The sequence below is a fragment of the Gardnerella sp. c10Ua_31 genome, from assembly GCF_055700915.1.
Genome location: NZ_JANUYG010000002.1, coordinates 348,489 through 370,712, shown reverse-complemented (window position 1 = coordinate 370,712; position 22,224 = coordinate 348,489). Strand labels below are relative to the sequence as shown.

Genomic DNA, 22,224 nt, shown 5'->3' with positions numbered 1-22,224 from the left:
GTAGAATGCATGAGTAATGCATAAATAGTGCAAAATGGCGCATAAATAAAAAACAAAAATAGATAACAAATAACACATAAATAGCAAAGGAGGGAACATGCTCAGGATGTTCGTTACAGTACTTCCAGGGCTGCTCCCTCTTGCGCTGCTTACAATGGGATTAAGCGCAACGCTAAGCGTTGGCGAGGGACGAGATAAGCCAATCAGCTGCCGCTGGCGACTTTTTGGTTTGATTTTTGGAACAGTTGCGGCGCTTGTTTTTGCATTTTTGCGCGCAAGCGTGGTGATTAATCAGCGCAATTTTGTGAATCTTCCAGCGCTTTGCATTGCAGTTCCGCTAGATATTGCAACAATCGCCTGTGTTGGCGCATCTGGCAAAACGGTTGCAAAATGGCGCAAAAATCCGCTGCCCTTGCACATAAGTAATGCAATTGGCGCGCTTTGCCTAGCGTTTACAGTGTTTTACGCGCTCCCAGACGTGATTTTGCAGCTTACGATTTTCGTAGACTCCAGCACGCCTCCGTTTACTTCCGATATGCTTCTTCGCGCGCTAGGATTTATTCTTGGTGCGGCTTCTGCGATTTGCATAAGTCTTATGGTGCGATCTTTGCGTACAACCGCGAGTATTGGCGCCTTTAAAATCGCAATTATTCTAAGCTTAATAATTTTGCTAATTCAGCATTTAACATCCCTGCTGCAAATTATGCAAGGAAGTATTTTGCTGTATATAGACGATTTTTCGTTTAGCATTCTTGTTTGGCTTATAAACAACGCTCCGCTTATGATTATTGCGCAAATTTGCGTATTTTTGATTCCTGCATTTGCGTCTATTGTAATTGGTTTTAAGACGCCTGTAGATGGAGAAAATCCTGCACAAATCCGCGCAAAGCGAGCGTTTAAGCGCAAGTCTAGAAGGTCTGCGCTTGCGGCGCTAATGGCTGCAATCGTAGTAATACTTACGCTTACTGCTGGCGTGTATCTTATGAATATTAAGCCAACGCTTACGCCGCCAGAACCGTACGAGTTGCATGATGGCGTAGCAACAATCAACTTTGTGCAAATTAGCGATGGCCACTTGCATAGATTCCAATACAAAGCTAAAGATGGCACTGTTATGCGCTTTATAATCATAAAGAAAAATGGTGGAGCGTATGGAGTGGGCTTGGATGCTTGCGAAAATTGCGGAGACGCAGGCTACTACGAAAAAGACGGCAAGATAATATGCCGAAAATGCGATGTTGCAATAAATTTGGCGACTATTGGTTTTAAGGGCGGATGCAACCCGATTCCATTCCCATACAAGGCTGGTGGCGGCAAAATTATCATTCACACAGCCGATTTAGACGTGCTTAGCTCGCACTTTAAGTAGGAGTGCTTGCAAATGTTTATGATTCGAATGGTTGTGCGCTCCCTTGCTAGGCAGATTAAAAAGCGAGTTCTTATAGCGATTGTTGTGTGCTTGAGTGCGTGTGTAAGCGTTGCAATGCTTAGCGTTGTTTACGACGTTGGAGACAAAATTAACGCGGAGCTTAGCTCTTACGGATCCAATATTATTGTTCAGCCTAAGTCGAATGCTGTTGTGAACGACTTGTATGCGTCTCGCACAAAGTCAGCTTATAGTAATTCGCAATCTTCGCAATCTTCACAAACTTTGGCTGATGCGGAAAGCGAAGAATCTACTGCTTTTTTGAAGGAATCGGATGCTGCAAAAATCAAAATGATTTTTTGGGCGTTTAACATAACGAATTTTGCGCCAAAACTAACGATTTACGCAAATCTTAAAGCAAATCTTAAAGCAAATTCTTCTACTGAATCTGCGAATTCTGCTAGCTCCACTAGCTCCACTAATTCCACTAATTCTGCTAATTCTGCTAATTCAGTAGTTCCGATTGTTGGCACGTGGTTTAATCGCAAGCTTGCGCTCGCTTCTGGAGAGACAACAGTTGTTGGCGTGCAAGGAATGCGGTCTTGGTGGAAGATGATTGAAGGCAGATTCCCACGTGATTTTAAGCACGAAGTCGCTGTTGGTGCAAATCTTGCTAAAAGTCATAATCTAAAAGTTGGTCAGCGAATAAAACTAACTCGTTCTGGCAGGCAAATCTCACTTAAAATTGTTGGCATCTACGATTCTGGAGATAGCGACAATAACGCGATTTACGCGGATTCCAGCGAAGCTCAAAGCCTTGCAAATAAGCCAAATATGGTTGAGGCGATTGAGGTTAAGGCTTTGACTACGCCAGAAAACGATTTAGCGCGTAAAGCAGCTAAGAATCCAGCGGCTCTTAGCCAAGAAGAGTGGGAGACTTGGTATTGCACGGCTTACCCAAGCTCGATTACTTACCAGATTGAAGAAGTGATTCCAGGAGCCGTTGCAAAGCAAGTGCGGCAAGTTTCGGCTATGCAAGGCAGCGTGCTTAACAAGACGCGCGCTGTGATGGTGCTTATGACGGCGCTTAGCTTGGTTGCGGCGGCTGTTGCGGTTGCAAATCTTATGGCGGCTGCGATTTCGGAGCGCTCGGGGGAGCTTGCGCTGCTCAAGGCGCTGGGTGCGCGCGATGGCGCTGTTGCGCGGCTAATGCTTATGGAAACAGCGGTTATTGCGTGCGTTGGTGCGCTAATTGGCATGATTGCAGGCTTTGGAGTTGCACAAGTGATTGGATTTGGCGTGTTTGGTTCTGCGATTTCGCTTCGACCAATGGTATTTGTGCTGGTGTTTGTTCTTCTTGCGATTACTGTTCTTGCTGCCGCTGGCTCTTCTATTCGCTCTATTTTGCATGTGCGTCCTGCGGAGGTGCTTCATGGGCGTTAAATCTGGTTCGGGTATGACTTCTAATAGCGCAATGTTTGCGACTATGCTCTTTGGCGCGGTTTTTCGCCGAAAGTCGCGTGCGCTTATGGCAGTAGTTGCCACTCTTGTTGGTGCTGCAACGCTATTTTGTTTGGCTGCAATTTGCATTGTTGTTCCTCAACAAATGAGTGACGAAATGCGCGCATATGGAGCGAATATTATTGTGACGCCGCTTGCAGGCGAGTGGAAAAATGGCATTGATCGCGCAATGGTTTTGCACACTAACGACATGGTTCTTGCAAAAGGCGCTATGCGATTCTCTACGTACCGTTACGAAAATGTGCGCATTAATGCGGCTCCGTACGTGCTTGCTGGAGTAGATGTTTCTGCTGTTAAGTCGCTTAATAAGCATTGGAATGTGGACGGCGCTTGGCCTAGCAGTGGAAACGTTATGGTTGGGCGAGATGTGTCTACTGCTATGGGCTTGAAGATTGGTTCGCGCATTGCAATCGCGTATCGCGCTGGCGATAATTCCTCGGATTCGCATAAGCCTGCACAAAAGTCTCAAGGTAAGTCGCAAGGTAATCAAGCAGATAATCAAACAGGTAATCAAACGGAAAAGTCTTCCCAAAATAAGCTTGTTGAAGGCAGAGTTTCCACGGATATTATGGATACTCACGGCACAACTTTCCGCGTTTGCGGCATTCTAGATACGGGAGACGCCGAAGATTCCATGCTTTACGCAACTAACGCGGATTTGCGTGTGCTTACAGGCGTTAAGCGCGGTGCGGACGTGATTGCTTACTCGTCTTCTGCGCCGAACGTAGATGCTGTTGTGCGCAGCATTAACGATATGACTTCTATGCGTGTTCGCGCGCAACAAGTAACCAAAGTTACGGCTGCAGACACTGGCATTATTGCTATGCTTCGCAGCCTATTTTGGATTGTTTCGCTGGTTGTTCTTGCGTTGATGATGGTTGGCGTAAGCACTACGATTTCTTCGATTGTGCAACAGCGCAGAAATGAGATTGGCTTGCGCAAAGCTTTGGGCGCGAGTGCTAAGAGCATTGGCGTTGAATTCACTGCGGAATCTGGGCTTTATGGCTTTATTGGCGGAATCGCAGGTACGGCAGTAGGGTATGGTTTTGCGCGTTTGCTTGCGTCAATGGTGTTTGCGCGAGATTTGAGCGTGAATTGGTGGCTGGTAGCGTTTTCTATTGTGTTTAGCGTTGCAGCGTCTTGCGTTGCCGCGTTGCCGCCTGTTTTGCGCGCGTCAAGAATCGACCCTGCGATTGTGCTTCGAGAAGAATAGTTTAGAGTGATTTTAGAATGATTTTAGAATGTTTAGTTAAGGATTTTTAAGGATTTGATATGGCAGAGAATGTAGAAAATAGGCAGGAAAATACAGATTCCAAGACAGAAATGCTGTTGACTTTGGACCACGTTTCCAAGATTTACGGCTCTCTTCGCGCTGTTGACGATTTGTCGCTTACTGTGCCGCAAGGCGAGTGGCTTTCGATTGTTGGCTCGAGCGGCTCTGGCAAAACTACGCTAATGAACATTATTGGGTGCATGGACTCGCCGTCTAAAGGATCCGTTGCTTTGCAAGGCCGAAAGCTCGAGGATTTGAACGCGGGTCAGCTTGCAGATGTTCGTAAAAACGTAATCGGTCTTGTGTTTCAAAAGTTTTATCTTGTGCCGCATTTAACAGCAGTTGAAAACGTGATGGTTGCGCAATATTATCATTCAGTTGTAGATGAATCGCAAGCAATGGAAGCCTTGGAGCGAGTTGGATTAAAGGATCGCGCTCACCATTTACCAAGCCAGCTTTCTGGCGGTGAGCAGCAGCGCGTGTGCGTTGCGCGTGCTCTTATTAACTGCCCGAAGTTGCTTCTTGCAGATGAGCCGACTGGTAATTTGGACGAAAAAAATGAGCAGATTGTGCTCGACTTGTTTAAGCAGCTTCACTCCCAGGGCACTACGATTATTGTTGTAACGCATGATTCTTTGGTTGCTCAATGCGCGGATCGCGAAATCATGCTTAACCACGGTGTGCTTGTTGGGGAGCGTTGGAATAATGATAGTGCGCGCAAAGAGTACGAGGCGATTGGTGGAAAACCTGCGTTTACGAGCGCTCACGTTGATGAAAGTGTTGCAGAAGCTTTGCAAAATCATGAGCCTACTAAATCGCCTAAATTAGCGAATTTAGATGATTAGTTTTTAGATGATTAGTTGCGTATGGTTTTAATTTAAGATTTAAAGGCGATGATTTTATGGTTTCAGATAATATGTTTCACGATGTTTCACGCTGCAATAATTTGCGTGATGATTTGAAGTCTAAAAAAATTGCAAAAACGGTTGCTGCGATTGCTGTTTTAGCTAGCTCAAGTGCGTTTCTTGCATCTTGCGGTGAGCCGAGTGCTGTTCCAATGAATGATGAGTTTGCTGGTAATTCTGGTCAAAGCGAAAACGATAGTGGCAATGCTTCGAAATCTTACGATTCTGGTGCTCAACAATCGCACGCTTCTGCGCAAAGTGAAGATTCTGGGGACTCTAAAAACCAATCTAAAACCGATACTGGCAACTACAAAGATGGCGATTACAAAATCAAAGCTACGTATGGCCCAGTTGCAGAAGACAGTATTGATGTGAATTTAAGCGTTGCAAGCGGCAATGTGAGTAGTGTTGAAATTACGCCTCACCCGTTTACGCCAATCTCCAAAAAACACATGAGCGCTTTTAGCGAGGCTATTCCAGGTAAAATCGTTGGAAAGCCGTTGAAAGATTTGCATATCTCGGTTGTTGCTGGAGCAAGTTGGACTAGTGATGCCTTCAACAAAGCGCTTGACGTTGCTCGTCAAGAGGCCTCAATTCAATCCGCAAAATAATTTACAGCAACCTTAATTTTTAATATAACCGTGATTATATTGTTGAATATTTGTGTGTATTAATAGGGGTTAGTACTGCAGTTGTTTACAATACTAACCCCTATTTTGTTTATTTTTTATGAAATTATTGCTTATTTATTTTTATGCGCTTTAATTTTGCTATTACTACAGCAAGTCCGAATATTGCAATCGCAGCAAAGGCAGTTAGTAATATTTCGCTTCCTGTTTTTGGAAGTTGGTTATTATCGTGTTTGCGTTTTTCTGCAATTTTATTATTCGGATTTTCTTTTGGTTGTGGCGCAGGGTTTGGTGTTTTTTCTGGCGTCGGCTTATATTTTGGCCATGGTGTTTGTTCTGGGGTTGGTTCTGGAACGGGTGTAGGTTCTGGAACAGGCGTTGGTTCTGGAACAGGCGTTGGTTCTGGAACTGGTGCTGGCGGTGTTGGGGGTGTCGGCGGAGTTGGAGGAGTTGGAGGATTATATTCTACTGTGAGAGAAATATCATTAGCGCCTGCTGCTGCGTCAGAGTTTTTCCCTTCGCTTGTTTGCGAGCCGTTCCAAGTAAAGTCAAATAATTTTGTTGTTCCATTAAATGTTGCAGCTGCGTGGAATGAGCCCGATACGGTTCCAACAATTGTAGCTTTTCCGGAGAAATCTTGGTTTATCTTTATTCCCGGAATAGTGATTTTCATTGCGTCGCCAAGATTTGTTTGTACTGCTGTCTGTAATTCCGCATACGTTTTAATACCAGATTTCAAATTAATAGTAACTGTTACAGTTTTGTCTTTAACTTGCACATCCTGGATAGCAAAAGTATCTGAGAATCCATCGAGCTTAAGCGTATTTTTTGTGATATTTTCAGGCAGCGTTAAACTGTCTGGGATAGTAAATGTAGCCATGAAAGAAGATGTCATATCGCTTAGAGCAATATTGCTATAATCTGTCGCTTTTACTTTGTTAAATTTATTTTCTATCGCTTTCATTTGGTCTTTTACTACTGAAGCTGTGATTGTGCCAGTGAAATCAATAGTTTGTCCTGGTGTAACTTTGTATGCTGTAGTTGCTGTGTTATCGCCAGTTAATAAATCTGCAGGAAGATTAATATTCTCCTGCTGTATGTGTTCAATGCTTGGATCAATCTTCCACTTAAGGTAGAAGGTAAGATCATCGTTCACTTTTGGATCATTGTCAATAGTAGCTTTTTCTGTTCCATCCTTGTCTTTGAACCAGTAGTAGTAATCTGTGCTATACACATAGCCAAAGAGTGAGTTTTCTTTTTTCTCATTTATTAAATGATAATATTTGCGCGTGGCAAGATTCGTATAATTTGCATCTGAATCGGAACTTGCTTTGCCACTAATGCCAGGTGTGTCTATATTGACATTATCATCCAAACTTTTAATAAGATTGATTAGCGTCTTGTTTTCGCTAAATTTTGCTGTTTTCTTAACAACAGCAACATCTCCACCGTGCTCATCTTTTTTAATCTCAAATACTTTTGTATTTTTCTTAAAAATACTGCTATCGGAGAAAGTTCCGCCGTTTGCTGAGAATTTTACTGTAAATTCTTTTTCTTCCCAATTTGCATATAAGTCAATTAAGTTTTTATTCTTCGCTATAGCAATATTGCTACCTGCTTTTACAGTCTTGCCTTTGCCGTTTTTCTCTGTGGTCCAACCTTTGAAGACCATTCCTTCGCGGGCAAATTTTGCATTATTCTTAATAACTTCGTCGAATGAAAGAACTTTGCTGGTGCGTTTTGGGTTAGTTTCACTAACAAGGTATGTTGCATCATCTTGAGCGCAATTATGGTAGCGAACAGCATAAGATGAGGCATCTTTTTCCCATTTTGCATACACTGTTGTGTCGCTTGTTATAGGCATACTTTCAGTAAATTGTTGCTCTTTATTCTCAGCGTTCTTGAAGAACCACCCGAGGAACTTATATCCAGGAGCAATTGGATTTGCTGGTACTTCAGTACTTCCTCCTGCCACTGTTTTTGCAAAGTTTAATGCGTAACCTCGTACGGCAAGGGATTCTTTTGCTTTAGTTGAAGAGTCAGAGAATATAGCTTCTTTAGCTTTTTTAGAATCCTCAGCATTTGTATCATTGAGCTCGAATGTCACTTTTGCTGCTGGAACCCATACGTGCTTTTTGTTATCTTTAGAAGCTTTTTTAACTGAGTATATGTAGGCATTTCCATTTTTGTTAATTGGTTTTATCTCATTTACAGAACTATCAGCAAGAGTAAAGAGACTTAGCCTTTCATTACCGTTTTCTTTACCGTTTACAGGAACAGTGCTTCCCCTGTTGCTGTGATAATCAGGAGCATATGTAACCATGTGCGAGCCTCCAGTAACAACATAGCTATTTCCTGTTCCAGCTCCACCATCTGCATTTTTGATTGCCGGGCTATCTATTAAGCAGTCTTCTCTAAGTTCAATAGATCCGTTTTCCTGAGCTCCAAAAAGCGCTCCACTATTTTTTCCATTGCCTTTGATTGTAGAATCGGAGATAATTACTTTTCCGGTATTTACATTTAAGCCGCCAGTGCCACCATTATTAAATTCAAGAGTAGAGTTGGTAACAGTTAATTTTCCGTTTGATATTCCAACGGAAATGCCTGCTGTAGATCCTGCATTCGCAACAATTCGTGAATTATTGGTAACAGTTGAGTCGCCTTGAATTGTTAAACCAGTTGAGTGCCTCCAACCAATTTTATTAATCACAAACTCCGAATTATCCATGTTTAATTTGTTTACGTAGTATGACATTCCAAAGCCTGCTACAGTAAGTGAAGAATTCTTCAAAGTTAAATCTCTTGCATCAAACCATGTGCGAATTTGTGATTTAACGTTAATAGTAGCGTTTTCGAAAGTAATACCATCAGCATAAAAATCTGTATCACAGTTGTCGTCAGCAGTAATTGTTAATTTATCTTTGCTTGTACCTTTTACTGTTCCCGCAAGGTAGATTCCGTTACTGTCTTTTACTCCGTTATCTTTGAAATTGTATGTGCCGTCCGTAATAAGAGAGCCTTCTTCTGCTGTAAGTGCTACCTTAAACGCAGTCATTTTCAATTCGCCGTCACCGCGAAGTGTGGAACCAGATTTCAGCGTGATTCCATCGTTGGCACTATTCGAGCCTGTTATTGTGGCGCCGGATTTATCGATAGAAAGTGTAATGCCTTGTGGAATTTCTATAGGTGCATTAAGTGAAAAATTGCCTTTAATGTTGATATTTGCAGGTTTTTGTGTGGCTTTTTCAAGAGCTTTTTGAATAGTTTTTAATGGCTTACTTTCAGATCCATCGTTTGTGTCTGATCCGTTTGTGCCATCTACAACAAGTTGTGTTTTTGGAGCTGGGTTAGTTACGGTTACTTCTGTTGATGGGGGGGGGTAACAGCTAATGCACTTATTGGATATACAGAAAGTAGCGACATTGCTGCAATGATAGTTGAAGCAGTAAGTATGCGCATGCCTTTATATTTATTATTTCTTCTCATTGTTAGCTCCATATTATCTGCTGAAGTTTGGCATTAGTTAATGCATCGTATTAGTACAATCTCTACACTATACCCGTAGAAGGTAAAAGTATACTCGTATTTGTATTAAACACGATAGTTTGTGAATATTTGCAAATGCTCTAATTAATAGTGCAATATCATCTGTGCTGTGTGTTTATAGCAGCAAAATGTTGAATATTTCATATAAAATATTCCCATGCAAATTCTTTTTTTGGACGAGAGTGGAACTGCACCTAAATGTGATGCTGTAGAGCAAAATCCTTATTTTGTTTTGGGTGGATTAGTTATTCCTGAATCGAAATGGAAATCATTACAAAGTAATCTGCACGGATTAAAAAAGAAATATGGGATTGAAGGGGAAGTTAAGTGGCGTTATTTTATTAATCATCCATTAAGCAACAAGACCACGCCTCTTTCTAATTTAAGTGTTAATGAATTGAATGAATTGCGTGAGGATCTGTTTAAACTGATTTCGGAAAATGAAAATTTTAAAATTATTGCTGCTGTAGTGAACACTAAGGAGTATTACGATAAATATAAAGATGACAATGCTGAAAATATGTATCACACTGCATTTGAAAAAATATGTGAACGTTTTCAGTATTATCTTCAAGATTTAAGTAAAAATGCTGGTACAAAAGTTTATGGAATGATAGTTATTGATGCTCGTAATAGTAAGCAAAATAAGCAACTTGATGATTTCCATTTTGATTTACTTAATAATCATGACTCACATCGAGCTGATTATAACAATCTAATTGAAGGATTATTTATAGCAGCTTCGCATCACAGTGTAGGTGTGCAGTTTGCAGATTTAGTTGCAGGAGCAGTTTATAGAAAATGTTCTAAAGGAGATTCAACTTTTTATAATATGATAAGAAATAACGTTCGTAGAAATAGTCAAGGTAAAGCGGAAGGATTTGGAGTAGTAGCTGTACCTAGTGGTAGCCGTATTATTGAAAAGTGAAATAATAAAAATAGACGCCGTGTTGAAGATTAACCTCAAACCTGCAATATGGCGCAGTCACGACGTGTGTAAATTATATCATAAATTGCTTATTGTTCGCAATAATGCGTTTTGGTACTACAGTCACCTTAATCTTTGACTTCAAAAATAGTGCCTTCGTTGCGAATCATCGTTGCGGGCGTGGCGGCGGTTGTTGCAATAAATGGAATAATAGCATTACTGTATTCGTGCATGAACTGTGCAAAATCATGATCCCAAGAAATAAGCGCAACGTACAAAATAAGGAATTCGAATGCTGTAAATATTGCCCACTTAAGAATCCAAATAAGCGTTTCTTTAATAAGTTTTATATAGTACTTGCTCATGAGTTGTTTCCCTTCCAATTTGCTGTTTTGTTCGTGAGTATTGTAGCTAATTCATGTGCATTGCTTCTCGTTCGTATGCGTTTTGCATTTCTAGTATAAATGTTGCAATCCCTCGAGCAATACGATGTACTTAGAACTCAGTACTCAAGATTGCGCGGAAAATGTTGGTAATTAGACTTAAAGCAACGCACAAATATATTGAAAATATGTGTTGCGAATATAAGTTGTGAATACGTTACAAATAAAGGAGATACGAACATGAGTAGCGCAGATATGGGTAGTGTAAGCATGAGTGATTTTGGTATAAACTCTTGGCAGCCAGAAGATAACGTAAACAAAATAGGAAATGTTAGTGAAAATAGCATTAATCAAATTCAGAAGCAGGAAGATAACCTTGCGGAAAATAGTAGCGAAGAACTTTCACAAGATGAAATTGATGAATTAGCTAAGCAATTAGAAGAATTCTTTACAAAATATATTGTGCTAGAAAATGGCTCTTTTGTTGTAAAAGAGGATGCTATTATTGCAGACGGCTATGGCGATCATATAGAATATTTTCGCAATGCCGCAAAAGGATTAAATCTTTCAATGGAAGATCAGCAATAAGCTTAAATCCTTAAAGTCTTAAATCTTTAAAAATCGCTTTCATCAATAGGGTGACCTTGTGGGCGCTTTATTACTCGCCACAAAATCACCAATGTTAAAACGCCATTTGCAATTCCATAGTAATAAATCCAAGGAACGTGAATAAGCCCACAAATAAAGCATGAAATAATATTTATTAAATTATTTGAGTAATTGTTGAGTATTTGCTTATTTTGCGATTCGACTTTTTTGCGCTCTCGCTCAAGAGTCATTATGTAATCTTTGTTGCTTTCTATATTCTCAACGTCACTACTTATGCTGTTAGCGCCCGCGCCGCTAAGCTTAGATATATTATTTTCTATATACGCATTTTTTGCTTTAATAACGCTTTTGAGCAAGAAAAAATATGCACAAGAATACATTGCAACAGAAAGAAGTCCTGGAACAAGCCACAAAACGAAAAAGCCAAAACTACGCATAAAAGCAGCTGCTGAGGCGAACGCCATCGCAGCTACTTCTGCGGAGTGCAATACTACTAATCGTTTTGTCATATAATCCTGCTGCAATCATTATTGAATATGAATTTCAACGCAACCAAAAGTCACATATTGTTACTTATTATAACCAAATTTGACTTACATGCATTACTTGTAATCATTTATTACTACACAATTTGCCCTACTTTGCGCGCGTTTATAAAGTAGAATATAAGAAAAGTAGCGTGTGATTGCAAGAAAGCCATTATGCCAAAAACGTATGCAATAGTAGATAACGACCCATTAGTTTTAGCGGTTATGCGAAACGTGCTCAGCAAGCTTTTGCCAAGCGAGTACGTGTGCAAATGGTGCGTAAAATCAGGCGTGCAAGCTTTGAAATATTGCCAAGTAACAAAAACTACTCCGGATTATATTTTGATAGATATGTCAATGAAAGACATGTCTGGAGTGGAAGTAATACGTGCAATTCGTGAGCAAAACAACAGCATTATTTTAATTGGCATGACTTCTTACGATTGTAGATCCTATGCTTCTATGGTTTCGCAAGTTGGCGGGCAAGCAATGGTTGCTAAAGACAACTTCAAAGGACTAGCAGAAGCTTTGCAATATTGCGATAATCAGCACGTGTATGGCTGCCGTTGTGTTAAAGATGTTGCTTACGATTTTGCTACTCCGCAAGAATCTTTTATTAGGCTTTCTAAATCAAGGTCGCGTAGCGTTTTGCCGCCTCAAGAACTAAAAATTATGGATCTGCTCGCTAAAGGTTACACAACGAATCAGATTGCGTCTCAACTTGGTCTTATGCCAAACACTATTAACACGCATATTCATAGAATTTACAAAAAGTTGCATGTTTCTAACCGAGTGCAAGCAATATCCGCGTTTGCTGCAATGCAAAATCGTGAGCAAAATAGCAATATGCAATATTTTAATGATTCGCCGCAGAATCATCCGAATTTTTTGCAAGAAACGGATAATGCATGTTAATGAAAACATTTTCGCGCGTTATTGAGTTGGTTAAAAGCTGGAAAATTCAGCGAACTTTATTCATAATATTGGCGATTCTTGTAGTGTCAATGGATGTGCAATCTTGCAATACAGCTGGTTTGTGGCATAACCCGCAGCAATCTGTGTGCCAATACGTTTGGATGTTTGCAATATTTCTTTTGATTGCTTTTTCGCGCCAAATATCCCTCGTAACTCCGATTTTGTATTGCGTAACGTTAGCAGTACCAGGTGTAAATGCAACTTGCTTTCTTTTTTCATTGATCGCTAGCATGTTTGTTGCAGGCTTTTACGATTCGTGGAAGTATTTGCTTTGTGCGTACATAGTTTCGCTGAATATTATGTACTTTGCAAAAATGGCGTACATTCCGCTTACTTTTCCTTGTTTTATTCTTATTTCCATGATTTGCGGTTACGTTTTGCGCAAGTATTTGAACATGTTGGAAGAAAATAATCGCGCAAAAATGGATATTGTGCGCAGTGAGTTCCAGTCTTATATTGCTTCTGTTGCATTGCAATTGCACGACGATGTGAACAATGAGATTACGGATATTACATTGCTTGCGACTGATGCTTTGTATGCCGAGAAAAGTGATCATACAAAAGAGTCGCTAGAGCAGATTGTTGAGCATTCTCGTAATGCGCTTTCTAAAACGCGACTTGTTATTAATCTACTTGAGCAAGCTGAGCATAAGTATGATGATTCTTTAGATTCAAATATTGCTAGTATTGCTGGCACGCAGTTTATTTATGGTTCTAATGGTAATAATTGCATGACTTTGGCTGATTTCTTATGCAATATTCGCGCACGCTTACAGGCTGAACGTAAGATTTGTGAGCAGCTTGGGTACTATGGCTCTCTAACAGTAAATGATGAAAGTTCGGGAAGTAACGATTTTACTGCATCTGCAACTGTTAGTACTGAAAAAGCTCAATGTGCTATTCGCATGTGCAGCGAGTTGCTTACTAATATTCGCAAGCATTGCAATACTAGCGTTGATTTTTCTATGAATGTTACGGTTGATGAGCGCGAATGCAAAATAATGTGTATGAATTCGATTTCGACGTTGAATAAGTTTGGTGAAAGGCTTGTTTTTGGCAAAGGGCTACTATTCCACAAAAAATCTGTGGAACGTTTAGGTGGATCTTTAAGCGCGCAAAAAGATGACGACACTTGGCTGGTCAATGTTGTTATTCCGCTAAATTAGCATCACTCAAATCATGCGTTATCGTGGCAGAAATTACAAAAATTGCAAAAACTGCCACGATAACTCCATAAGTGCGCGGATATTTAAAAATAGTTCCAAAATGTAAATATTCTTAAATATTGATTGTTAGGAACATACAAACTGCTAATAGTAAAAGTTTTCTAAAAACACTATCGTTAAAAATAGGTACGCCTATTTGTGTAGATAAAATCTGCACGTTAGTATGTTGATAATTTACAAAACAGGAATCACAAGGAGGTGCTTATTATGACTAATCCTTTGCGCGGTATACGAGAAGAAGATATCGTCAAGTATTTTAAAGATCACAATCTTTCAGTTGATAAGACGTATGTATTTACAATGAAATACGACCCTTGGTGGAAAGATTTAATCAAACTATTTTTGTTACCTAAATTATTCTATGTAGCGCAAGGCGTTGTTGCGCGTATTATTGCTGCCACTAATAATGAGTTTATTGTTGTTAATCCGAATGTCATTTTAGGCTCGGGTAATCTAGCTAAATTAGACGATAAGTATCTTCGTCGTATTGCGTGGAATCAACTCACTAATTTTGAAGTTATAAATAAGCCAACAACTCAAATAATTCGTTTTACTGCAAATGGCAAAACCGAAGAATGGAGCATGCCAACGGAAAGTGCTAGCGTATGGCACTTTAATGTGTACAATCTTGATAATTTGAGAAAAACAGTACAATCGCACATCTCTTGATAATCGGATTCCAAAACAAGATACCATATATTGTATGAACACTACTTACGCAATTGTTGATAATGACACGCTTGTATTGCGATATATGCAACTTCTTCTAAAAAGTCGTTTGCCTGAAAACTTTGTTTGTGCATGGATGTGCTCTTCTGCAAAACAAGCTATTCATCGTTGCGTTACAGAAAATACTCCTGATGTACTTTTAGTAGATATGTCAATGAGAGAAATGAGTGGCGTTGATGTAATTAAAGCAATTCGCGAGCGCAATAGCAATATTGTTTTAATTGGAATTACTTCCTACATGCTGGATGAATACGTATTGCAAGTTGCTAAGTCGGGTGGTCAAGCGTTAATACATAAAGACAATTTATCAGACGTAGTTGCAGCTATCCAATCGCGCACAACAAGCTACGGGTGCCCAGAATTGCCACAATATATTGACTATTTTCACACTCCGCAAGAATCATTTAATATGATTTCTCAACTTCCGAAGACTTCAGTTTTGTCTCCTCAAGAATCGGAAATTATGCGCTTGTGCAAACAGGGGTATTCTACGAAAGAGATTGCAGATCAGCTTAATGTGAAAGTTTCAACAGTCAACACGCATTTACGGCGTATTTATGGAAAACTTCAAGTTAAAAGTCGCATGCAGGCGCTCGCTGCGCTCGCAAAATACTCGCATGACATATAACGTGTAAGAAATTAACGTGTAAAAGTAGGTAGTTATGAAATTATTAACGCGTATGATAAATTTTTTGCCGCATGATGCTTGGCAGAAAATTGGAATTGGTGCAGTCATAAGTTGTACTTTGATTCTTGAAATTTGTTCCTATAATAATCTTCATTACTACTCTAATTGGCATGCAATTACGGTTGAAATAGTATGGATTGTAATCTGCTTATGCATTGCAATATGGCCACGTAAAGCATCTTTTATTGTGCTCATTTGGATGCCGTTGGTAATTGTTGCGCCCAATATCAACTATTCATCTATGATGCTTACCATATTGATTTGTTTGGCAATTGCTATAATTACTCAACCTTGGTACACCGTGCTTTCTTCTTGTGGAGTATCTTTATGGTTCTTTGTTATATGCGATTTTCAAAACGCTTATGTGTTAGCGTGGTGGCTTCTTATCACTCTTATTTCTAGCGCAATCGTAAAATACTATATTTCTACTATTCACCAACAACAGGAACAGTTATTTGCGCAACGTTACAACGTTTTTCAAAAATATGCCACTATTGCAGCAATTCGCATACATGATGAAGTAACTAATGAGCTTTCCAGCATTATGATGATGGCCCAACAATCTATTGAACCTCAAACAACTCATGACCAAGAGCACGAAAATTCGCGAGAGATTCTTCAATGTGCTACTACAACTATTCATAAAGCACGCAATATCATTTCTCTTCTTGACAATGCTACAACTGCAAGCACTAGCGATGTTATGCAATCGACTACATGTTATAAAGATTTTTGCACAGGCTTACGCGCTCTATTTGACTGTGAACAAAAGTCATTTGAAAAGCTTGGCTATATTGGTTCCATTGACTTGAGTAGTGATTTAACTGCTGAAGATTCTCAATCAATGCGTTTGCCTTTTGAAGAATGTGCTCAAATTGAATATATTTGCCGAGAACTACTTGCAAACGTAAAAAAGCATGCTGCAAAGCCTAAAGAATACGCTATGAATGTAATGCTTAATGACAATGAATGTCACATTACGTGTATAAATAGTGCGCAACGCGGTATTCTTGCTAACTTGCAATTAGGATATGGACTGCGTTTTCATAAGATGCTTGCGGAACGAGTTGGCGGAACTTTTAAAGTTATTGAAGATGACGATTCGTGGATTATTAATGTACACGTTCCTATTCATGCAGAGAAATAGCCATTGTGCAAGAATAAATTATTGTGCTTTCTTGCGCTTTAATCGAGTATTTGGAAGTATTTCGACCGAGTATTTGGACGAACCTTTGCGCAGCAGATGCAAGTAAGCGGTTAATCTGTTATGCAGAATGCTGTTTCGTTGCTATGTTATACACGTTATCGTGGCAAAAATTGCAAAATTAGCAAAATCTGCCACGATAACGTGTGATTATGGCTGCGCGATATGGTCGTAACTATTGTCGCTCAATCAGTTAAAAAACATTGTTTGTGCGTCAACAAAGTTGATGCTTGTTTTAGCATGACGAGGATTGTAAGAAGTTGGATACTTTGTAAACAGCATAAATATTTTCTTATAATCGCTATTTTTTGCATTCTCAACTAAAGTTGCGCGCTGTAACAACTTGCTAACTGCTTCAGCTTCGTTAAGATTATTACGCCACTTACATTCCGCAATAAGAAGCTGCTTGTTAATATCGTCTTCTGCAACAATATCAATATCGGTTTGCTCACGAGCAATAGGATCCGCACCCCACCATTTACCTAACTTAGTTGGCAAAAAGTCCATTCCGCCAACTTTGCATTGGTGCACAATCCACTGTTCGCACATTTTCTCAAACTGTTGACCTACAAAAGTACTAAACACTTCATGCTCGCCACCAAGAACACTACTTGCGGCAGCGTGTGAAAGTCCGCGTTCAATTAATCCTTTATTAGGCGCTACAAACCTATACCAATACGCAAAAAATGGGTCACAAATCTGCCATAATCCTTTTTTGCAATGAAGTAGATTCATGCCAAATGGAATATTTCTTTCAATTAATCCAAGTCCTTCTAGTGTTTTCAAATACACGTTCACTGATGTAGCTGGCAATCCAATGCGATCCGATATTAAAGTCGGAGTATTGCATCCCGTAGCAAGAGCATTTAGCACACTATTGTATGTTGAAGGATCGCGCAATTCCTGGCGCATGAGCATGTCTGGTTCAGCGTACAAAATTCCCGAAATGTTAAAGCATAATTGCTCAAGATTTTCCGCAAACGAAGACTTATTATCCAACTGTTCAATATAGTATGGTGTTCCTCCAAGGGATGCAAAATAGTTGATTTTATCTTCCCAAGTAGCATTATTTGGCATAAGCTCAGATGCTTCAAAAAGATTAAATGGTTGCAAGCGAATCTGCGCGGTACGTCTTCCGTAAAGCGGACTCTTTTTACCAAGCACTTCACTTTCCATGAATCCTTCGTTACTGCCACACAAAATAAGAGTCATGTTCGTGTTCTTAAACTTATGATCTATTGCAACTTGGAATGTTGACGCTAAAGACTTATCTGCTTGTGCTGCGTACGGAAATTCGTCGAAAACTATAATAAGTGGAGATTGAGAAGCGCTTTGATCTGCGTTGTTAGATTGTTGTGCAACAAAATCGAGAGCGTCGTTCCAATCATTAAACGATCCTGTAGTTGATGGAAGATTGAAAAAGTCGTACACAGTGCGCGAGAAATCACGCAAATTCTCGATATTAGTTTGCTCGCGAGCAGTAAAAAGTATTGCGCGCTTATTTTTACAAAATTGTGAAATAAGTGAAGTTTTTCCTATTCGTCTTCGACCATAAACTATTGCCATCTGGAACGAGTGATTGCTGTTTTCATACAGTTTTTCAAGTACTTGTAACTCGTCTTGTCTGCCAACAAAAACCATATTCCACCTGCCGTTACGCCAATAATTGCAATATTTTTCAGCGCATCTTATTGATGCCGAATATACGCTCTAGTTAATATAATCGCGATTATTATAATCATAATTATAATAATCTAAATTATATTATTTTGCAATATGATCAACGCAATCATGCGTTATCGTGGCAAAAATTGCTAACTAGAATAAGTCGTCATGAGATCCTAAGCGTAGGAATATAATGCAATCTTCTTTAACTTGATACAACAGTAGAACATCTGCAGACACATGCAATTCATGCACACCTTTATATGAGCCTTTAAGAATATAATCTCTATAAGTTGCAAGCTCGCGAGAATCTGCACCATTGCAAATAAGTCTCACAATATTGATTACCTGTTCAATATCGTAATGCTTCTGCTTATATTTCTTAACATCTCGCAGATAGATTGGACTATAAAATGGCGGTTTAGGCATTGCGCATCAGCTCAGCAAAATCGTCAACAGTACCTGCAGCTATTGGTTTTTCTTTCATAGCTTCATCAATAGCGTGCTCATATGGAGAACTTTCAAGTGAAAATGGGAAACGTTGCGTATTTACAATCTGATACAAAAATAGGTTGACTGCTGAACTCATATCAAGACCATAATGTTCAAGAACTTGCGATGCGCTATCTCGTATTTCTGGATTAACTCTTACACTTAATCTGCCTGTTTTGGCTGTTTTTGTAGAAGTCATGTCGTTTCCTTTAAGCTTAGAATCATAAATTTGTTATTCATGCTTTGCTTTATTATAACAGACCTACAGCACCCAACGTAATGCCAAAGTAGCACCATTGTGTACACAATTATTACAAAATAACAAGTTATCATGGCAGAAATTGCAAAATTGTATCCTGCAGGATAAAATATTTTTATGGAGATACTTAAAACAGATGAGTATCGCAATTGGATGAGAAAATGGTAAATATAAGTAAATGGGATGCGAGTGAGTATCTTGAGAACGATGATGATGTTATTGCATATCTCAATGCCGCAGCAGAACTTAACGATCCTCGCTTGTTGCAAGCTGCTATAGGTGATATTGCAAAAGCTCGAGGCATGAAAGAGATTGCTCAAAAAGCTGAGGTTGGAAGGGAAAGCCTTTATAAAAGCTTAAGACGAGACGGCAATCCTAGCTTCCAAACTATTGCGAAGGTTGTTCAAGCGTTAGGTGGACGTATTGCAATAGAACCAGCAAATGCGTGACGCGCACAGTTATCGTGGCAAAAATCGCAAAATTAGCAAAAACTGCCACGATAACTCGTTTTTGTGTTTTATAAGTCCTGTAACGCAATTCTTTTATCTTCTGCAGACTGCTTAGATGACTTATCGTCCCTCTTAAGAGAATGCGCATATCGAATAAGACTTCTTGCAATAAAGAACACCAAAGCACATATAGCAAGTGCGATAAGAATGTCAATTATCGGACCCAATAATGCATAGCTCATGATTCATCCTTTCTTTTTCTATATTCGTTTATGAGTGTTCGAGCTGTGTTAACATCGTATTTATCGTCAATGGCAAGACTCTTTACTAAAAGAACGAACGGGTCTTCTGGTTCATTGTCACTTATGCGCAGTTTTTCAATGAGCCTGTTAAGCCTGATTCTCATCGTTGGGTAAGAGACTTGATACATTTGCGACATTTCTTTTAACGATCCAGACGATAATACAAAGTTCTTTATAAACGACATATCTTCGTCTGTGAGATTAGCAATCCATTTTGGAATATGATCCATATCACCCCTTTCTTCAGACTATAAACTTTAATTAAATTAAACTTTTATTAAAAATATTAAAGTTGTTGTATGAGTTTGTCAAGAATAAACATAAGAGATATGACGCAAAGCGACATTTTTATGTCGCCAGAATTGTCGCTTTGTCACCAATGGATACAAAATTTAGTCATTTTGCTTAGCGTTAAGAACGTTCAATAAGTTTATAATTTCATCAAGTACGCTTGAAAATGTTATTCCTTTTGTATAACTATATTTTTTCGAATAATTTTGCCACTGTTGATTTTGCCTTATTCACAGTAGCACTTCCAGTGTTTGCTTGACTTTATTGGATATATTCATTTTTGTTGCATACTCATGAAGCTTTATAAGATCTTTCCCGTTATGCCTACTGTAAGCTTGAAGAGTTTTAACAAAGAGTTCAGAATCAATACTGTTTCTGTTTATTATAAAATCACAAATAATGCGTTCAAAATCATAAACACGTACTTTATTCCCCATTGTGGTAATCGTTGTAGTAATGCCTAATTTGCTATACAATTTTGAGACCCAATGAATAGTTAAATTTGATGGTGGATTATTAAAACGATATCCTCTAGGAACGCTTACTTCAAAATGTTGTGGAATTTCATCTGTAAAACCTTGAAGATAAAGAGCTGAAACATAAGAGAATACAGCTTGTGGATAACGATATTGAAAGAAGTAATATTCGTCATAATCACCATTGGAAGAGAGAAAAATTCCCCTTTCAATTCGATTAAGAACACCTTCGTTTTTCAAACGAGTTAAATATATAGTTGGAATATTTAATGTTTTACAATCTTTGTATGTAATTATTCCATGATGGTTATCTAAATAGTCAAGGAGCATCTCTTTGTTTGACATAATAGCCTCACTTCTGTTGCTTTCATACTAATATTTTATCTTTTTTGTAGTGTAAAAGCAACAAGAATTGCAGACGTCATATTTTTTTTAACAAGTTATCATGGCAAAAAATGCAAAATTAGCAAAAACTGCCGCGATAACGCCATAAGTGCGGGGATATTTAAAAATAGTTACAAAACGGAAATATTCTTAAATAATTAAATAAAAAAGGTTGCTTATGAAAAGTGCATAAGCAACCTAATTAATTAGTAAAGCGGCTAGCGATTAGTGGTTAGCGGCTAGCGATTAGAAGTCCCAATCGTCGTCATCGGTTTCAACAGACTTGCCCATAATGTAGCTAGAACCAGAGCCAGAGAAGAAGTCGTGATTTTCGTCGGCTGCAGGAGAAAGAGCTGCGAGAATTTCTGGGCTTACGTGAGTTTCTTCTTCGCTGTACTTAGCAGGGTAGCCAAGGTTCATCAAAGCTTTGTTAGCGTTGTAACGCACGAAGTCAAAAACGTCATCGTGGAAGTCAAATCCTTCATAAATCTGACCAGAATACTCAACTTCCAAATCATACAAAGTATCAAGCAAGTTCATAGTGAACTTTTCAAGATTCTTCTTGTCGTTCTCGCTTCTAAGCTCCAAACCGCGCTGGAACTTGTAGCCAGAATAGTAGCCGTGAATTGCTTTATCGCGCAAAATCAAGCGAATCATATCGGCAGTGTTCATCATCTTACCGCGAGAAGCAAAGTAAAGTGGAAGGTAGAAGCCCGCGTAAAGAAGAAGCGAAGAAAGCATAGTTGCAGCAATCTTGCGCTTAAGTGGATCTTCGCTCTCATACTCGCAAAGCACGGTGGTAACGCGCTGCTGCAAAACGTCGTTACCAACAGCCCAACGGTAAGCCTCATCAATTTCTTCGCTAGAGCAAAGAGTAGAGAAAATAGAGGAGTAGGAGCGCGCGTGAATCGACTGCATAAAAGCAATATTCGTGTAAATAGCCTGCTCGTGCTCCGTGCGCGCATGCTCAATCTGGCAAAGCTCACCAATAGTTGCCTGGCTGGTATCAAGCAAAGTCAAGCCTGTAAAAACGCGAGTAGTTGTCTTGCGCTCAAGATCGGTGAGGGAACGCCAAGAAGGAATATCGTTGCTCAGCGGCACCTTTTCTGGAAGCCAGAAGTTAGCAATAAGACGATTCCAAACGTCCAAATCTTTGTCGTCAACAATATTGTTCCAATTAACTGGGCGCACGCGAGATCCGTGATGGTAGCGGTATTGAGCTGGAGTGATGGAATCTGCCATCATTTGGTCGCTTGCGATTACGCGATTCGTGCCGAAAGGCTTATCGAGGCTACTTCTAAGCTCGGTTGGGCTGAGTTCTGTCATAATTACTCCTGATTCTGTGTTTACGTTTTATAAAATTTTTAAGTTTTTGATTTAATTTGCGAAAGATTTAC

Annotated in this window: 24 protein-coding genes; 14 read left to right on the top strand and 10 right to left on the bottom strand. The window is 39.4% G+C overall.

The features are described 5' to 3' along the window. Positions 1 to 97: 97 nt before the first annotated feature. Genes NYP55_RS04100 through NYP55_RS04080 form a run of 5 tightly spaced genes read left to right on the top strand, consistent with a single transcriptional unit; the run spans position 98 to position 5,676 of the window. Positions 98 to 1,369 carry a Fe-S-containing protein gene (locus tag NYP55_RS04100; protein ID WP_415704418.1) on the top strand — a complete coding sequence of 424 codons (1,272 nt, stop codon included), beginning with the start codon at positions 98 to 100 and terminating at the stop codon, positions 1,367 to 1,369. 12 nt (positions 1,370 to 1,381) lie between these two features. After that, positions 1,382 to 2,809, top strand: coding sequence for an ABC transporter permease (locus NYP55_RS04095; RefSeq protein WP_472781599.1), 1,428 nt, complete (start codon positions 1,382 to 1,384; stop codon positions 2,807 to 2,809). Then, positions 2,799 to 4,100: an ABC transporter permease gene (locus tag NYP55_RS04090; protein ID WP_115761474.1), complete on the top strand. Its 1,302-nt coding sequence runs from the start codon at positions 2,799 to 2,801 to the stop codon at positions 4,098 to 4,100. The genes NYP55_RS04095 and NYP55_RS04090 overlap by 11 nt, the downstream gene beginning before the upstream one ends. A 59-nt stretch (positions 4,101 to 4,159) precedes the next feature. Beyond that, entirely contained in the window at positions 4,160 to 5,005 is an 846-nt protein-coding gene (locus NYP55_RS04085) for an ABC transporter ATP-binding protein (protein WP_020759153.1), read from the top strand. Between the two features lie 56 nt (positions 5,006 to 5,061). Next, the gene (locus NYP55_RS04080) at positions 5,062 to 5,676 is read left to right on the top strand and encodes an FMN-binding protein (protein WP_018631954.1); all 615 of its coding nucleotides are present in this window, start codon (positions 5,062 to 5,064) and stop codon (positions 5,674 to 5,676) included. A 124-nt stretch (positions 5,677 to 5,800) separates the two neighbouring features. On the opposite strand, the gene NYP55_RS04075 is transcribed toward NYP55_RS04080, so the two are convergent. Continuing rightward, positions 5,801 to 8,749: an InlB B-repeat-containing protein gene (locus NYP55_RS04075; protein WP_020759152.1), complete on the bottom strand. Its 2,949-nt coding sequence runs from the start codon at positions 8,747 to 8,749 to the stop codon at positions 5,801 to 5,803. 25 nt (positions 8,750 to 8,774) lie between these two features. Here NYP55_RS04075 and NYP55_RS04070 point away from each other — a divergent pair, with 25 nt between their 5' ends. Next, entirely contained in the window at positions 8,775 to 8,954 is a 180-nt protein-coding gene (locus NYP55_RS04070) for a hypothetical protein (protein WP_032839599.1), read from the top strand. Between the two features lie 443 nt (positions 8,955 to 9,397). Continuing rightward, a complete protein-coding gene (locus NYP55_RS04065) occupies positions 9,398 to 10,168 on the top strand; it encodes a DUF3800 domain-containing protein (RefSeq protein ID WP_018631957.1) in 771 nt (256 codons plus the stop codon). Positions 10,169 to 10,296: 128 nt separating this feature from the next. Here NYP55_RS04065 and NYP55_RS04060 read toward each other — a convergent pair whose 3' ends face one another. Further along, on the bottom strand, positions 10,297 to 10,533 hold the full coding sequence (locus NYP55_RS04060) for a hypothetical protein (RefSeq protein WP_004133587.1): 237 nt from the start codon (positions 10,531 to 10,533) through the stop codon (positions 10,297 to 10,299). 258 nt (positions 10,534 to 10,791) lie between these two features. Between NYP55_RS04060 and NYP55_RS04055 the strand changes: the two genes are divergently transcribed. After that, entirely contained in the window at positions 10,792 to 11,139 is a 348-nt protein-coding gene (locus NYP55_RS04055) for a hypothetical protein (protein ID WP_102704800.1), read from the top strand. Between the two features lie 26 nt (positions 11,140 to 11,165). On the opposite strand, the gene NYP55_RS04050 is transcribed toward NYP55_RS04055, so the two are convergent. After that, complete coding sequence (locus NYP55_RS04050; protein ID WP_004133583.1) at positions 11,166 to 11,669, bottom strand: hypothetical protein; 504 nt, start codon at positions 11,667 to 11,669, stop codon at positions 11,166 to 11,168. 192 nt (positions 11,670 to 11,861) lie between these two features. On the opposite strand from NYP55_RS04050, the gene NYP55_RS04045 reads away from it, so the two are divergent. From NYP55_RS04045 to NYP55_RS04025, 5 genes are all read left to right on the top strand, one after another. Further along, positions 11,862 to 12,602 (top strand): response regulator transcription factor, encoded by a 741-nt coding sequence (locus NYP55_RS04045; RefSeq protein WP_004133581.1) that lies wholly within the window; start codon positions 11,862 to 11,864, stop codon positions 12,600 to 12,602. Beyond that, a complete protein-coding gene (locus tag NYP55_RS04040; protein ID WP_102704799.1) occupies positions 12,596 to 13,828 on the top strand; it encodes a sensor histidine kinase in 1,233 nt (410 codons plus the stop codon). Before NYP55_RS04045 ends, NYP55_RS04040 begins: the two co-directional genes overlap by 7 nt. 267 nt (positions 13,829 to 14,095) lie before the next feature. Continuing rightward, complete coding sequence (locus tag NYP55_RS04035; RefSeq protein ID WP_102704798.1) at positions 14,096 to 14,557, top strand: hypothetical protein; 462 nt, start codon at positions 14,096 to 14,098, stop codon at positions 14,555 to 14,557. 34 nt (positions 14,558 to 14,591) lie between these two features. Next, positions 14,592 to 15,245, top strand: a complete 654-nt coding sequence (locus NYP55_RS04030; RefSeq protein ID WP_016635753.1) for a response regulator transcription factor — start codon at positions 14,592 to 14,594, stop codon at positions 15,243 to 15,245. Between the two features lie 34 nt (positions 15,246 to 15,279). Next, positions 15,280 to 16,452, top strand: a complete 1,173-nt coding sequence (locus tag NYP55_RS04025; RefSeq protein ID WP_016833941.1) for a sensor histidine kinase — start codon at positions 15,280 to 15,282, stop codon at positions 16,450 to 16,452. Positions 16,453 to 16,698: 246 nt separating this feature from the next. Here NYP55_RS04025 and NYP55_RS04020 read toward each other — a convergent pair whose 3' ends face one another. The 3 genes from NYP55_RS04020 to NYP55_RS04010 all read right to left on the bottom strand — a co-directional run bounded on the left by NYP55_RS04020 (position 16,699) and on the right by NYP55_RS04010 (position 18,865). Next, positions 16,699 to 18,150 (bottom strand): ATP-binding protein, encoded by a 1,452-nt coding sequence (locus NYP55_RS04020; RefSeq protein ID WP_102704797.1) that lies wholly within the window; start codon positions 18,148 to 18,150, stop codon positions 16,699 to 16,701. Between the two features lie 177 nt (positions 18,151 to 18,327). After that, entirely contained in the window at positions 18,328 to 18,603 is a 276-nt protein-coding gene (locus NYP55_RS04015; RefSeq protein ID WP_102704796.1) for a type II toxin-antitoxin system RelE/ParE family toxin, read from the bottom strand. Next, the gene (locus NYP55_RS04010; protein ID WP_102704795.1) at positions 18,596 to 18,865 is read right to left on the bottom strand and encodes a type II toxin-antitoxin system RelB/DinJ family antitoxin; all 270 of its coding nucleotides are present in this window, start codon (positions 18,863 to 18,865) and stop codon (positions 18,596 to 18,598) included. Before NYP55_RS04010 ends, NYP55_RS04015 begins: the two co-directional genes overlap by 8 nt. Positions 18,866 to 19,086: 221 nt before the next feature. Here NYP55_RS04010 and NYP55_RS04005 point away from each other — a divergent pair, with 221 nt between their 5' ends. Next, a complete protein-coding gene (locus NYP55_RS04005; protein WP_009994045.1) occupies positions 19,087 to 19,374 on the top strand; it encodes an addiction module antidote protein in 288 nt (95 codons plus the stop codon). Positions 19,375 to 19,442: 68 nt separating this feature from the next. Here the strand turns inward: NYP55_RS04005 and NYP55_RS04000 are convergent, their stop codons facing one another. The 4 genes from NYP55_RS04000 to nrdF all read right to left on the bottom strand — a co-directional run bounded on the left by NYP55_RS04000 (position 19,443) and on the right by nrdF (position 22,153). Continuing rightward, a complete protein-coding gene (locus tag NYP55_RS04000) occupies positions 19,443 to 19,616 on the bottom strand; it encodes a hypothetical protein (RefSeq protein ID WP_020757086.1) in 174 nt (57 codons plus the stop codon). Further along, positions 19,613 to 19,906 (bottom strand): DUF2089 family protein, encoded by a 294-nt coding sequence (locus tag NYP55_RS03995; RefSeq protein WP_472781598.1) that lies wholly within the window; start codon positions 19,904 to 19,906, stop codon positions 19,613 to 19,615. The genes NYP55_RS04000 and NYP55_RS03995 overlap by 4 nt, the downstream gene beginning before the upstream one ends. A 291-nt stretch (positions 19,907 to 20,197) precedes the next feature. Beyond that, positions 20,198 to 20,788 (bottom strand): type IV toxin-antitoxin system AbiEi family antitoxin domain-containing protein, encoded by a 591-nt coding sequence (locus tag NYP55_RS03990; RefSeq protein WP_102704793.1) that lies wholly within the window; start codon positions 20,786 to 20,788, stop codon positions 20,198 to 20,200. A 285-nt stretch (positions 20,789 to 21,073) separates the two neighbouring features. Next, a complete protein-coding gene (gene nrdF / locus NYP55_RS03985; protein ID WP_102704792.1) occupies positions 21,074 to 22,153 on the bottom strand; it encodes a class 1b ribonucleoside-diphosphate reductase subunit beta in 1,080 nt (359 codons plus the stop codon). Positions 22,154 to 22,224 lie beyond the last annotated feature (71 nt).

Bases quoted from the DNA above. Each gene is read 5' to 3' on its own strand.
- NYP55_RS04100 (WP_415704418.1), top strand. From the start codon at position 98: ATGCTCAGGATGTTCGTTACAGTACTTCCAGGGCTGCTCCCTCTTGCG.
- NYP55_RS04095 (WP_472781599.1), top strand. From the start codon at position 1,382: ATGTTTATGATTCGAATGGTTGTGCGCTCCCTTGCTAGGCAGATTAAA.
- NYP55_RS04090 (WP_115761474.1), top strand. From the start codon at position 2,799: ATGGGCGTTAAATCTGGTTCGGGTATGACTTCTAATAGCGCAATGTTT.
- NYP55_RS04085 (WP_020759153.1), top strand. From the start codon at position 4,160: ATGGCAGAGAATGTAGAAAATAGGCAGGAAAATACAGATTCCAAGACA.
- NYP55_RS04080 (WP_018631954.1), top strand. From the start codon at position 5,062: ATGGTTTCAGATAATATGTTTCACGATGTTTCACGCTGCAATAATTTG.
- NYP55_RS04075 (WP_020759152.1), bottom strand. From the start codon at position 8,749: ATGACTGCGTTTAAGGTAGCACTTACAGCAGAAGAAGGCTCTCTTATT.
- NYP55_RS04065 (WP_018631957.1), top strand. From the start codon at position 9,398: ATGCAAATTCTTTTTTTGGACGAGAGTGGAACTGCACCTAAATGTGAT.
- NYP55_RS04060 (WP_004133587.1), bottom strand. From the start codon at position 10,533: ATGAGCAAGTACTATATAAAACTTATTAAAGAAACGCTTATTTGGATT.
- NYP55_RS04055 (WP_102704800.1), top strand. From the start codon at position 10,792: ATGAGTAGCGCAGATATGGGTAGTGTAAGCATGAGTGATTTTGGTATA.
- NYP55_RS04050 (WP_004133583.1), bottom strand. From the start codon at position 11,669: ATGACAAAACGATTAGTAGTATTGCACTCCGCAGAAGTAGCTGCGATG.
- NYP55_RS04045 (WP_004133581.1), top strand. From the start codon at position 11,862: ATGCCAAAAACGTATGCAATAGTAGATAACGACCCATTAGTTTTAGCG.
- NYP55_RS04040 (WP_102704799.1), top strand. From the start codon at position 12,596: ATGTTAATGAAAACATTTTCGCGCGTTATTGAGTTGGTTAAAAGCTGG.
- NYP55_RS04035 (WP_102704798.1), top strand. From the start codon at position 14,096: ATGACTAATCCTTTGCGCGGTATACGAGAAGAAGATATCGTCAAGTAT.
- NYP55_RS04030 (WP_016635753.1), top strand. From the start codon at position 14,592: ATGAACACTACTTACGCAATTGTTGATAATGACACGCTTGTATTGCGA.
- NYP55_RS04025 (WP_016833941.1), top strand. From the start codon at position 15,280: ATGAAATTATTAACGCGTATGATAAATTTTTTGCCGCATGATGCTTGG.
- NYP55_RS04020 (WP_102704797.1), bottom strand. From the start codon at position 18,150: ATGGTTTTTGTTGGCAGACAAGACGAGTTACAAGTACTTGAAAAACTG.
- NYP55_RS04015 (WP_102704796.1), bottom strand. From the start codon at position 18,603: ATGCCTAAACCGCCATTTTATAGTCCAATCTATCTGCGAGATGTTAAG.
- NYP55_RS04010 (WP_102704795.1), bottom strand. From the start codon at position 18,865: ATGACTTCTACAAAAACAGCCAAAACAGGCAGATTAAGTGTAAGAGTT.
- NYP55_RS04005 (WP_009994045.1), top strand. From the start codon at position 19,087: ATGGTAAATATAAGTAAATGGGATGCGAGTGAGTATCTTGAGAACGAT.
- NYP55_RS04000 (WP_020757086.1), bottom strand. From the start codon at position 19,616: ATGAGCTATGCATTATTGGGTCCGATAATTGACATTCTTATCGCACTT.
- NYP55_RS03995 (WP_472781598.1), bottom strand. From the start codon at position 19,906: ATGGATCATATTCCAAAATGGATTGCTAATCTCACAGACGAAGATATG.
- NYP55_RS03990 (WP_102704793.1), bottom strand. From the start codon at position 20,788: ATGTCAAACAAAGAGATGCTCCTTGACTATTTAGATAACCATCATGGA.
- nrdF (WP_102704792.1), bottom strand. From the start codon at position 22,153: ATGACAGAACTCAGCCCAACCGAGCTTAGAAGTAGCCTCGATAAGCCT.